We start from the raw sequence: 12,134 nt of genomic DNA, 5'->3' as shown, positions 1-12,134 counted from the left end.
CCGGTCCCGGTTCCTGCGTTGCTGGGAGTCGTTCCGCCTCCTACATTCGGCTCGTATGAAGTCGATCCTGTGCCTCTGGTTGTTGGCCGCGGTCACCTCCGCGTTGGCGCAAACGGTTGAACCCATCCCGCTGTGGCCGGAAGGCGCACCAGGCGCGCGGGGAAACGCACCGCAGGATGTTCCCACGCTGACGCCCTGGCTGCCCGACCCCGGGCACGCCACGGGAGCGGCCATCGTGATCTGTCCCGGCGGCGGTTATGCCCGCCTCGCCGACCATGAGGGGAGTCATTACGCCCGCTGGCTCAACGAACTCGGCATCGCCGGGTTTGTGCTCAAATACCGGCTCGGATCGGACGGGTACCATCACCCGGCCATGCTTCAGGATGCCGCCCGGGCCCTCCGCTGGGTCCGCGCCCACGCCGCCGAGTACCATCTCGATCCGCAGCGGGTGGGCATCATGGGCTCGTCCGCCGGCGGACACCTGGCCTCCACCCTCCTGACCCATTTCGACCAGGGCCAGCCGAACGCCGCCGATCCGGTCGAACGCCAGAGCTCGCGCCCCGACCTGGGCATCCTGTGTTATCCGGTGATTCTGTTGACCGGCCCGCATGCCCACCGCGGTTCCCGTGACAATCTGCTCGGACAGGACGCGACCGAGGAGGCCGCACGGGCCCTTTCCAACGACCGCAACGTCACCAGCAACACCCCGCCCTGTTTTCTCTGGCACACGGTTGAAGACCACGCCGTCCCGCCCGAGAACAGCCTCGCCTTCGCCCGCGCGCTGCGCCAGGCCGGCGTGCCCTTCGAACTGCACCTGTTTGAGAAAGGTCCGCACGGCATGGGCCTGGGCAGCCGCGAGTGGGATCCGGCCCGCCGCCATCCGTGGACGGTGGCGTGCGCAGCGTGGCTGAAACAGCGCGGGTTTGCCCGCTGACACACCCCGGCTCCGCTGGCGACCGTTTCCTTCAGCCGTCATGATTCCCCGCACCTTCCACAGGACCATCGCGCGGGGGCCCCGCCAGCGATCCGGGCACAGCTCCGGTACCTCCCCGCCGGCTGGGAGGGTTCTCGGAACCGCCTCCCTGGTGCTCGCGCTTGCCGCCCGAACGGCCGCCGCCCAACCGACCAACGCCGCCGAAATCGAGGCCGAGTTCCGGCTGGCACCGGGCTTCCGCATCCAACTGGTGGCCGCCGAGCCGCTGGTCTTCGATCCGGTGGCCCTCGCGTTCGACGGTAACGGCCGCATGTTCGTGGCCGAACACCGCGCGTTCCCCGAAACCGATCAGGCACCCCCGCACCTCGGCCGGGTCCGCCTGCTCACCGACACCGACGCTGACGGCCGGATGGACGTCAGTCACGACTTCGCCGACGATCTTCCGGCGCCTTCGGCGGTCTTCTGCTGGCGCGACGGCGTGCTCGTGGCGGCCGGTCACCAAGTGATCTCCTGTCAGGACACGAACCACGACGGCCGGGCCGACACCCGGGAAGTCGTTTACACCGGGCCGGCAAGGCCGGACCGCTCGGTTCCGGGCGGCATGGTGATCCGGGGTTGGGCCTGGGGCTGGGACAATCGCCTGCACGCCGCCGCCAGGAACCTCGGGTTGACCTTTCTGCCGGACCCTTCGCAGGATCCCTTGAGCGCCGGGCTGGACGAACACGATCTTGCACTCGATCCGCTCTCGGGTGTGGCCGCCGTCGAGAGTGCCCACGGATCCAGCGCCGTGGCCTTTGACGCAGAAGGGTGCAAGCTGGTGGCCCAACCGGAGCGCCCGCTGCTGGAAGAACTTTGGCGGGCCGTGCACGCGGATCTGGCGCGCGGTTACGTCCTGCCGCCGCCGCTCCACGACCTGACCGGTCCCCTCGCTGATCAACCGCTGTTGATCCCCCGCCACACCGAGGCCCGTCAGGGCCGCAAGTCCGAGGCCGGTCCGGTCCGGCACTGGCTTTCGGACATCACGGCCCTGACGGTGTATCGCGGCGCCCTGTTTCCACCCGCCTACAGCAACGATGTCTTCGTGGCCGACGCGCGCGCCGGGATCATCCGCCGCTACAAATTGGTGGGCGCGGGACCCGAACGCCAGGCAGTCCGTCCGCCCGCCGACCGTGTGGAATTCCTCGTCTGCACGAATCCATGGTTCCGGCCGATGCACCTGGGTGTGGGACCCGAAGGCGCCCTGTACGTGGTGGACCTGCACCGCGAATCGCTGGACGACCCGGCGAAACTTTCCGGCGACGCGCAAGACCGGGCCCGTTTGCGGCGCGGCGCCGATCGGGGGCGGATCTTTCGGATCGTCCCGGAAAAATTCCAAAACCCGCCCGCCCCCCGGCTGGAGGACGCCGGCCTGGTGGAGGTGCTGCGCGCGCTGGCCCACCCGAATGTCTGGCAGCGCGAAACCGCCGCCCGGATCGTTTATCAGCGACAGGATCGCTCCGCCGTCCCCCTGCTGAGTAACATGGTCGTGGTGGCCCGCAGCCCGCTGGCCCGTGAACATGCCCTCCAGGCACTGGCCGGTTTGAACGCCCTGCACCCCGCGATCCTCAGCCGCGCCCTGCAAGACACCAACCCGGGCGTCCGCCTTCAAGCCGTGCGATGGCTCTCCGTCATGGGCCAAACCGGCTCGCGCGTGCCGGAAAACCTCTGGGTCCCGCTGCGCCGGCTCAGCTCCGATCCCTCGCCCCGTGTGCGCTACGAACTGGCCCTGTTGCTGGCGCGGTATGTGGTGCCACACCGCGAACTGCCTCTGATGGACATCGTGCGCCGACAGCCGGACAGTCCGTACACCCGGGCGGCTGTCCTGCTGGCGCTGTCGCGTGAGCCGGGCGATTGCATGGCACTGGCCGCGCTGGATCCGGTGCTGACCCGCCATCCCGGCGGCCGCCTTTTCCTCCTGGAGTTGGCGCAGCTGCTGGCTCGCTTGGCATACGCGCCGGGCATCCAACAAGCCCTCCAATTCGTCCAGCAGAGCGAGGACCTGGCGCTCGGGCTGGGCCTGCTCCGCGCACTCAACGACGGACTCCAGGAACGCGGCGACACCCTGGCCCGCCACGCCGCTTCCAACGTGTTCGACGCCGCCTGGCAACGCGCCCTGTTGATCGCCGACGATCGCAGCCTGCCGATCCCCCTCCGGCTGGAGGCTGTCCAACTCCTCTCGGCGCTCCCCTATGCCCTGACCCATGAGGTGTTGGCCGCGCGCCTCCTGCCGGCCGAACCCGCCCCGCTCCAGGCCGCCGCGCTCCTTACGCTGGGCCGCTACGAGGGCACCGATGCGGCCAGGCTGGCTGTACAGGCCTGGCCCGGACTGGCACCCTCCGCCCGGCCCGTCACCTGGAGGGTGTGGCTGGAGCGGCCCGAGTCCGTCCTGGTCCTCTTGGACGCCCTCGGCAGCGGCCGGCTGCCGATCACCCTCTTCCGCCCCTGGGAAGTGGATGCGCTCCGCCGTTATCCATCCCTCGCCGTGCACAGCCGGGTCGAGAAACTCTTCGGCCCCGCCCTGGACACCAACCGGGTGGAGCGCCTCGAATCCGTCCGGACCAACCTGCCCTCCCAGGGAATCGCCACCCGCGGTCGGCTCCTGTTCCAACAACACTGCGCAGCCTGTCATCGGTTCCAAGGTTCGGGCGAGGCTTTCGGCCCGGACTTGGAAGCCGCCGCAATGCGCGGGCGGGACCACCTCCTGAACCGCGTCCTCCAGCCGAACCGACACGTCTCCACCCGGGCCATGTTGCGCTGGGTGGACACAACCGACCGCGGCTACCTGCTGGGCGCGGTGGTTTCGGAAAACCCCGCCGGCATCTGGATCCGAACCACCGACGGCGAGACGCTCACCGTCACGAGGTCCAACCTGCGTTCCCTCAGTTCGCTCGATCGCTCCGCCATGCCCGAGGGCTGGGACCAGGTGCTCACCCCGGCCGACCTGGCCGACCTGCTGTCCTACCTCCTGCCGCGCGAAGACTCCGCCCGGCAAGAGCGCTGAGATCCCCGCCGGAGCGACTCACCCCCCCGCCCGCCGTCCGATCGCACCCGCTCCGCCACATCGAAAAGCCCACGTTGCCGCTGCGCACGCCGAGCCACTGCTTGCTGCTTGCACCGGGCCGGTGCCGACGGGGCGGCCCCTGTTCGACTGGGCGGCTTTGGCGGCAGAAGGGCGCCTGCAGGTCCGGGGATCCCCAAGCGCCCGCAACGCTCGGGCGACGGTTCGACACCGTTGACGTGCAGCCTGCAGGAGCTTGCAGCTTGCATCGGCGCCGGGATGCGGCATGCTCGACGGGCTTGGAACTCGGGCGACTCATGAAACTGGCATGGTTGTCACTGGGACTGGGGCTGCTTCTGGCCCTGCTGGGCGGGTGGAGCCTGGCTCGACCGCAACAGGCGGCCCGGGCCTGGCAGCGGTTTCCGCGGTCTGTGGGCTGGGGGACGCTCCTGATGCTGCTGGCCACCGGTTGGTTCCTGTACTACGTCGCGCAGGAAAACATCGCCGATTTTGCGCCCATCAAGCCGCATCTGATGCTGGCGTTCGGCGCGGTGGGGGTGGGCACCTGCCTGTTTGTCAAGGATTACCTCGGCGCCCGCGGCCTGGCCGTGGTGTGGCTGCTGCTGGCAAAATGCATGGTGGACACCGGCCGGCCCCACCTGAGCGAAACCCCCTGGGTCCTGGTCAATCAGACCCTGGCCTATGCGCTCGTACTGGCCGGGATGTGGCTCACCATCTCGCCCTTTCGGTTGCGGGATGGAATCGGCTGGTGCACCGCCGGGACCACCCGTTTCCGAATCGTCAGCATCGGGTTGCTGGCCGTCGGCCTCCTGCTGATGGTCCTGGCAGAAACCGCCTATCGCGGACTGTGACCCAACGAGACGCACGCACGTGAACGGTGCACAGGGCAAGATCCTCGTCATTCGAGGCGGAGCAATCGGGGATTTCATCCTGACCCTGCCGGCCATTGCGGCGCTGCGGCAGCATTTTCCGCGGGCTCATCTGGAGGTCCTGGGGTACCCGCATATTGCCCAACTGGCCCTCGCCGGTGGCTGGGTGGACGCCGTCCGGCCCATCGAGGCACGGGCATTGGCCGGCTTCTTCGCGCGGAACGGGCCGCTGGCCGAGAACTGGTGCGACTACTTCTCCGAGTTCGATCTCATCCTGTCCTACCTGTACGATCCCGACCGGATCTTCGAAAGCAACGTCCGGCGTTGCTCGCCGGCCCAGTTCATCGCCGGCCCGCACCGGCCGGACGACTCGGCCGGCATCCACGCCACACGGGTCTTCCTCCAACCGCTGGAGCGGCTGGCCATTTTCGATGCCGATCCCGTACCGCGCCTCCACCTGCCCGATCCCGAGCCGGGTCCCGACGCCCCGGTGGCCCTTCATCCAGGCAGCGGCAGCGAACGCAAGAACTGGCCGCAGGCCCGTTGGGCCGATCTTTTCCAGTACCTGCTCCACGCCACGCCACGCCGCTTCCTCCTGGTGGGCGGCGAGGCCGAGGGGGAGCGGCTCCAACACCTGGCCGCCGCGGCGCCGCCGGCACGCCGCGAGGTGTGCCAGAGTCGCCCGCTGACCGAACTGGCGCGGCGGCTGAAGGGCTGCGCGGCATTCGTGGGACACGACTCCGGCATCACACACCTGGCTGCCGCTGTCGGATTGCCGGTGGTGGTCCTGTGGCCCGACACACCCGAGGCGGTCTGGCGACCGCAGGGCGAGCAGGTCCGACTGGTCCGGTCACCGCGCGGCATCCGGTCGCTCCCCGTGGAAGAGGTGGTGCAGGCCGTGGACGAGTTGCTCGAAGGTCTTTCGAAGCGATAGGCGTGTCCGGTCGGCCTTCCCGACCGCAGCCGCAAGACCTGGGCGGGCATCCGAGCCGGGCGGCCAGGCGGGTCAGTCCGGTCAAATGTCAAGACCGCCGGCCCATCCCGAGCACCTCACGGCAATACCGGAGACTGCGTTCCAGCTCCTCTCGCTGATAGGCCTGTTCCTCATCGGGTCGGGCGAACCGCCGTGTCGGCAGGGGCCTGCCGCGTTTGGCCAGGGCCAGGAACGCGGCAAAATCGGACGCGCGCGCCTTCGGATAGGCGTCCCAAAAGTCGGCCTCCAGGTAGGGAAACTCTCGCGCGAAGCCTGAAATGGTTTCGATGTGTACCGGCACCTCGGGGCAGGTTTGTGCAAACCGCTCAAAGAACGTCTTCAGATCCAGACATCCCTCTCCCATGGCGGTCCATTGGACCTTGGCCCCTTTTTCCGATTCCCACACCATTGCGTCGCGCAGGCTGGTGCACACGGTGTGGCGCCCCAGCACCTCGAAGCTGCGGAGCGGATCCTCGAGCGTCCAGCACGCATTGCCCGAGTCGAAGTTCACGCCCACGTAGTCCGTCCCGGCGGCCTCCACCAAATCGGCCAGTTCACGTGCCTGCATGTCGCCCGCATGATTCTCCACCGCGATGCGAATGCCGGCATCGAGCGCACGGCTCCGGCAGCTCTGCAGCACCCGGACGGTATCGGCCATCCGGGCCTCGATGCCGCCGGGCGTGCGCCGGTCTTCCAGAGTGCCCAACACCACCCGCAGGACCGGCGAGCCCAGATCCCGTGCCATGCGGATGCCCAGGGCCAGGTGTTCCTCGGCCGTTCCCCACCGATCGCGAAAGACGCGCGAGCTGGGACAGATGCTCCAGGTACCCAGATACAATTCGATCCCCAGATCCCGCGCGCGGGCACGCAGCTCCCGCAGATACGGGGAGTCGTGACTTTCAAAGGCGTCGAGATCGCTGATGAACAGCGAGTCCACCTTCAACTTCGCCGCGTAGTCCAGCAGTTGCGGCGCCTTCCACCCCATGGCGCGTACGGCGAAGTTGTCGAATCCAAGCTTCAGGCGCGGCCGCTCCGCCGCACCTGCCGACAGATGGGAACGAGGGACGATCCATCCGGCGGCGGTGGCGGCCAGGGTGGCTCGAAGGAAATCCCTGCGCGAGCAGGGCCGGGACTGGTCGGGGCGCTCTTCCATGGCCGCATTTCTTACCGTCGGTCCGGATGGGAAAGCCAGTTCATTTCACCCGGGTTGGGGCGAACCTGCTTGCACCGGCCAAGGTCGCGGGAACCGGCGTGGCACGTGTCCTGGCCGGGGCCGGTTGCACGAGGTTGCAAGCGGGCGATGCGCTCCCCTACGCTGCAGCAAACCTGAACATGCGGGTCGTCAATGCCATGCTGGGCCTGGGAAGGGGCGGACTGGAGGAGAGCTTCGTGGTTTATCACGAGGCCCTGCGGGCGGCCGGGCACGAGGTGGCTTCCCTGCTCGACCCACGCGCAGCGGTGCTGGATGACGTCCGGCGCCTCGAGGTGCCCCTGCTGCCGGTCCGCACCTGGACCCGATGGGACCCGCTGACCGTGTGGCGGGTCCGCCGCATCCTGCGGCGGTGGAACCCGGATGTGATCCTGGTCCATGGAAACCGCGCGGGACGGCTCCTGCTGCGGGCGGCCCGCGGTCGCTGGCCGGTCATCGCCCGCCTGCCCAACTACCGGTTCCAACGCCTGCTGCGATGCGACGGGTTCATCGCCATCCTGCCGGACCAGCGAACCGCCCTGGTGCGTGCCGGCGTTCCGGAGGAGCGGATCTTCACCATCCCCAGCATGTTGCCCCGGCTCCCTGCCCGCCGTGTGGAAGGCCCCCTGCCCGCCCGGGTCGGGGCCATGGGCCGTTTTCACCCGGTCAAGGGTCTCGACGTGTTCCTGCGCGCCCTGCGCTGGCTCAAAGATCAGGGGGTGCCCTTCCAGGCCGTCCTCGCAGGCGACGGCGAACTGCGTGAGCCGCTGCAGCGATGGACCCGCGAATGGGGACTCGAAACCGACGTTACGTTCCCGGGCTGGGTGGACGACAAAGCCGCGTTTTTTCATTCGCTGGGCGTGTTTTGCCTCACCTCCCACCACGAGGCGTTTGCGCGGGTCATGCTGGAGGCCATGGCCCATGAGGTTCCCTTGGTGGTGACCGACAGCGAGGGGCCGCGACAAATCGTCGAGCACGAGCGCACCGGTCTGGTGGTGCCCAGGGGCGACCCGGTCGCCCTGGGCCGCGCCATCATGCGCCTGTTGCAGAACCCGGCCGAAGCCCGGGCACTGGCGCGTCAGGCACGGGCCAAGGTCGAATCCACCTACACCATCGAAGCAACCGCCCCCCTCTTGCAACGCGCCTTGGAAACGGTGGCGGCACGGTAACCCCGGACGATCGCCGGGAGCGGGGAACCGCACACTTCGGGGATGACGGCCCCGGAAAAGGCGGTTAAGTTTGGCTTGTGAAGACTCTCCGATCGTTGAGCGCAACAGCAGTCCTGGCCCTGTGGGCTGTGAACGCATGGGGTCAGACGGCTCCCCGGCCGGCGGAGCTCGAAGAGGTGGGAACCCTGTCGTTGCCCGCCCGAACGACCGAGGTGGGTGAGGTGGCGGTGGACACGGCCGGAGCCCGTCTTTTCGTTGCGCTGCCGGATCAAGACAGCGTGGCCGTGTGGGACGTGCCCGGAGGTTCGGCGCCGCGTCAATTGTCGGTACCGCGCCCGCGGGCGTTGTGGTACGAGGAACGGCCCAAACTCCTCTACGTGGGCACGGATGCCTCGGGCGGTCAGATCAAGATCCTGGACGTGGAAACGGAGCGGCCCCTGAAAACCATCGGCCGCCTGCCTGATGTCGTGCGGATTCGCCGGGATTTGTCCTCGTTTCGAATCTACGCCGCTTACGGGGAGGGTGCCCTGGCAGTCATCCACGCCGACACCGGGGTTCACACCCTTTCGATTCTCCTGCCGGACCGGGCGGCCGACCTGGTCCTCGAACGGGTGGGCTCGCGCATCTTCGTGAGTCTGCCCCGATCCAACGCACTGGCCATGGTGGACCGCTTGACACGCGAGATGTCCGCACTTTGGAAGCTCGAGGGCGTCAGCGGGCCCGGCCTGCTGGCCCTGGACGAGGAAGGCGCGCGACTGTACGTCGCATGTGAGTCACCCACCGGGATCCTCGTGTGGGACACACAAAAGATTCGGGAAGTGCTGCGCCTGCCCACAAACGGCAGCGTACGGTGGTTGTTCGTGGATCCCGCGCGGCGCCGCCTGGTGGCCGGCACGGACGCAGGCGAGGCCCGTGTCTGGCAGGCGGGAGAGGACGGCCGCCACACCCTCCGCGGCACCCTGCCCTTGGTCTCCCGACGTACCACCGCAGCCTACGATGGCCGGACCGGCACCTTGTACGTGGCGGCACCACGGGAACGGCATCGCCCGGCCGACGTCAGGCTCTATCGTTGGCCACAGTGAACACATTCCGCCGTTGCTTCCCCTCCGACGGTCCTGCCCTTTCCCGTGACAAGCCCCAAGTGTTAGAGCCCCGGCGCCGGAAGACTCAGGACCCGAAACCGGCGCTCGCGTGCCGGCGCGTCTTTGCAGTCTTCCCCCGCAACCTGCTCCGTCCCGTCGTCGCTCACCACCCACAGCCTGGGCGGATTCATCCCCGGCCAGATGGTCAGGCCTTCGGGGTTCAACCCGGCAAAATCATACCCGGCCAGCAAACGCGGCGGGTCTGATTCACGACCGCTCCAAAAGTACAACGCAGGCGATCCTCCCCCGTCCGTTGAGCCGGCCAGCAACAGATAACCCCCGGCCCACTCCACCGCACCGCGCAATCCGCGACCGTTCAGGTCCAAAAACACCGGATCGCCGAACCGCGGTGGCATACCGCGCACGGCCCCGTCGGGGTTCAAGAGCGGGACCAACAATGCCCGCCCCTCGAACAACGGGTTGCGCAGACCGATCCAGAGCGAGCCATCCGCACCCGCCGCCAACGCCTCGATGTTGAACCCGCCCGGGGCCTTGGGCGCGCGCGTCGCGGCACCCGCCAATCCCAACCGCGCATACCGTGGATCGGCCAAAAGTGCATCGAGCAGGCCGGGGCACACCTCCACCCTGCCACCCGGCTGGTCACCACCCAGAAACCACGAGAGCGGCGTCCGCAAGAGCGCCTGCCGGCGGGGTGCCGGCTCGCCCGCCGCGTTCCTCCCATGGGAAGTGACCCAGTACAACTCCTGACCCACCCGCGCCACGCCTTCGAGGTCGAGCTCTCCTTTCCCGTGCCCGGCAGGCAAGTGCGGGTTCAGGTTCACCACCCGCACGGGCGGTCCCGGCCGCGTCCAGTCATATACACGCAGCCGATTGTCCTCGTCGTTGGCCACGACGAACGTGGTCGCGTCCAGACCCTCCACCGCCGAGGCCTCGCACATCCCATGGAAGGTTCGAATGTCCGGTTCCGCAGCCAGGACTCCGAAACAAAACGCCAAAGAAAACCCGAATCCGGTCCTCCGGCGCGCGAGCATTCCCCGCACCCGTTCCTGTCTTCTAGTGGTCATCTTGTCTCTCCTTGTTGCGGCAACTCTGTCCCAACCAGATCGAGCCGTCAAAGGACACCACTCCTTTGTTCCCACCCTGGGTCCGCCGGAGGAAAACCGTTCCCATGCCGACCTCGCAGGTCCATCCCATTCCGGTGGCCCTGACTGGTGGAGAAAAACCGCAATCCCGCCGCCGTCCGGTCAGGTGAAAAAGTCTGGTCTGACAGCAGGGCCGTTTTCAGACTGGGCATGTGCATCTGGCCCGCCTGCGGCTGCGGAATTTTCGGAATTACGCCCGGTTGGACGCCACGTTCGAGCCGGGCTTTCACCTGCTGCTGGGCCGGAATGCACAGGGTAAAACCAACATCCTCGAAGCCATCTATCTACTGGCCACACTCCGCTCGTTTCGCGGAGTGGGGAACCCAGACCTGGTCCGATTCGGTCAATCCGGTTATCTGGTGGCCGCCGGGGTGGTGAGCGACGTGACCCACGAGATCCGCATCTACTGGTCGCGCCGGGAACGTCAAATCACCCTCGACGGCCAGCCGGTCCGGCGGTTGGCCGATTTCCTGGGGACCTTCCGGGTGACGGTCTTCTGCACCGAGGACCTGTTCCTGATCAAAGGAACCGCCCGGCACCGCCGCCGCTTCCTGGATCTGCTGCTCACCCAGACCGAACCGGACTACCTGGCCTGGTGGCAGCGTTACTGGCGAGCCCTCCGCGCCCGAAACGCATTGCTCAAACAGGCTGCCGTGGACGCCACCGCCCTCGAGGGGTTCACCCGGGAACTGGTGACCGCCGGCCAGATCCTGCTGGACCGGCGTAGGCGCCTCGTCCCGCGCGTAGCCGAACGGGTGCAAGAGGCCTACCACCGCATCGCTGGCGGCGCCGAAGAGGTCCGGCTCCGGTACCAATCCACCGTCAACAGCGACCTGGCCTCCGAACTGGCACGCGTCCGGCCGCGCGAACTGGCTCGCAAGGTCACGCTGGTGGGCCCGCATCTCGACGACCTGGATATCCTGCTCGCAGACCGGCCGGCCGCGGCTTTCGCCAGCGAAGGACAGAAACGGTCCCTCGCCCTGGCGCTCAAAATGGCACAGGCCGAATACCTCACCGAGGTCCATGGCGTTCCGCCGGTCCTGCTGTTGGACGACGTCATGGGCGAGCTGGACCGGTCACGCCGCGCAGCCTTCCTGCCCCTGCTGGAACGGGCCCATCAGGCGCGTTCGCAGGTCTTCATGACCGCGACCGAGGAGAACTGGCCACGCGAACTGGCACCCCGCCTGCGGCGATGGAGGGTCGAGTCCGGCACACTCACCCCCCTGCCCGACAACTGAAATCTCCCCCCGCCACCGGCCGCCCCAGCCCGCCATTGCCTTCCACGGGCCCGGACAGCCAACCGACACATGACCGGCCCAAAAGACCGGATTGCCCGTGCCCGGGTAAGGGCCGGGCTGCCCGGTCAGTGACCGCAACCGCAGCCGCAGCCGCAACCGCCCCCGCGCGGACGGCTCGAGGTAGAACAGCACGCGTCCTCCCCTGCGCCACTGCCGGAACCGGACGCAAACACCGAAAACTGCTTGGTCAACCTCGTGGACCCGCAGTGCGGACACTTCGTGCCGGTCCAGTCCGTGGACCGTACCAGCACCTCGCTGTCGCGCTGGCAATCCTCGCAATGAAACTCGTAGATCGGCATGCCGTTTACATTAATCGGCCCTCATCCCCGCGCAACCTTCGCCGGCCCCGCCCCGGTCGGCCTCCCCGAACCCCCGGCAGGGCCCATGCAGGGCGGTGAG

At 68.0% G+C, this 12,134-nt stretch carries 10 protein-coding genes; 7 read left to right on the top strand and 3 right to left on the bottom strand.

Going from position 1 to position 12,134, the window contains the following annotated elements:
• Window positions 1-55: 55 nt before the first annotated feature.
• The 4 genes from ACPDIX_RS07950 (at window position 56) to ACPDIX_RS07935 (ending at window position 5,795) form a co-directional block, all read left to right on the top strand.
• Window positions 56-934 (top strand): alpha/beta hydrolase, encoded by an 879-nt coding sequence (locus ACPDIX_RS07950; RefSeq protein ID WP_423431252.1) that lies wholly within the window; start codon window positions 56-58, stop codon window positions 932-934.
• A gap of 151 nt (window positions 935-1,085) precedes the next feature.
• On the top strand, window positions 1,086-3,974 hold the full coding sequence (locus ACPDIX_RS07945; RefSeq protein WP_423431251.1) for a PVC-type heme-binding CxxCH protein: 2,889 nt from the start codon (window positions 1,086-1,088) through the stop codon (window positions 3,972-3,974).
• 314 nt (window positions 3,975-4,288) lie between these two features.
• Complete coding sequence (locus ACPDIX_RS07940; RefSeq protein ID WP_423431250.1) at window positions 4,289-4,843, top strand: hypothetical protein; 555 nt, start codon at window positions 4,289-4,291, stop codon at window positions 4,841-4,843.
• Window positions 4,844-4,862: 19 nt separating this feature from the next.
• Window positions 4,863-5,795 (top strand): glycosyltransferase family 9 protein, encoded by a 933-nt coding sequence (locus ACPDIX_RS07935; protein ID WP_423431249.1) that lies wholly within the window; start codon window positions 4,863-4,865, stop codon window positions 5,793-5,795.
• 88 nt (window positions 5,796-5,883) lie between these two features.
• On the opposite strand, the gene ACPDIX_RS07930 is transcribed toward ACPDIX_RS07935, so the two are convergent.
• Window positions 5,884-6,987 (bottom strand): sugar phosphate isomerase/epimerase family protein, encoded by a 1,104-nt coding sequence (locus ACPDIX_RS07930; RefSeq protein ID WP_423431248.1) that lies wholly within the window; start codon window positions 6,985-6,987, stop codon window positions 5,884-5,886.
• Between the two features lie 98 nt (window positions 6,988-7,085).
• On the opposite strand from ACPDIX_RS07930, the gene ACPDIX_RS07925 reads away from it, so the two are divergent.
• Both ACPDIX_RS07925 and ACPDIX_RS07920 read left to right on the top strand, forming a co-directional pair.
• Complete coding sequence (locus ACPDIX_RS07925) at window positions 7,086-8,192, top strand: glycosyltransferase (RefSeq protein ID WP_423431247.1); 1,107 nt, start codon at window positions 7,086-7,088, stop codon at window positions 8,190-8,192.
• Window positions 8,193-8,269: 77 nt separating this feature from the next.
• Window positions 8,270-9,274 (top strand): YncE family protein, encoded by a 1,005-nt coding sequence (locus tag ACPDIX_RS07920; RefSeq protein WP_423431246.1) that lies wholly within the window; start codon window positions 8,270-8,272, stop codon window positions 9,272-9,274.
• 62 nt (window positions 9,275-9,336) lie between these two features.
• Here the strand turns inward: ACPDIX_RS07920 and ACPDIX_RS07915 are convergent, their stop codons facing one another.
• On the bottom strand, window positions 9,337-10,233 hold the full coding sequence (locus ACPDIX_RS07915; RefSeq protein ID WP_423431245.1) for a DUF3616 domain-containing protein: 897 nt from the start codon (window positions 10,231-10,233) through the stop codon (window positions 9,337-9,339).
• 356 nt (window positions 10,234-10,589) lie between these two features.
• On the opposite strand from ACPDIX_RS07915, the gene recF reads away from it, so the two are divergent.
• Window positions 10,590-11,675 (top strand): DNA replication/repair protein RecF, encoded by a 1,086-nt coding sequence (gene recF, locus ACPDIX_RS07910; RefSeq protein ID WP_423431244.1) that lies wholly within the window; start codon window positions 10,590-10,592, stop codon window positions 11,673-11,675.
• A gap of 125 nt (window positions 11,676-11,800) precedes the next feature.
• Here recF and ACPDIX_RS07905 read toward each other — a convergent pair whose 3' ends face one another.
• Window positions 11,801-12,034 (bottom strand): FmdB family zinc ribbon protein, encoded by a 234-nt coding sequence (locus ACPDIX_RS07905; protein WP_423431243.1) that lies wholly within the window; start codon window positions 12,032-12,034, stop codon window positions 11,801-11,803.
• Window positions 12,035-12,134: the final 100 nt, after the last annotated feature.

The sequence above is a fragment of the Limisphaera sp. 4302-co genome (assembly GCF_049537155.1).
Lineage (GTDB): Bacteria > Verrucomicrobiota > Verrucomicrobiia > Limisphaerales > Limisphaeraceae > Limisphaera.
This window is presented reverse-complemented; position numbering and strand designations above follow the sequence as displayed.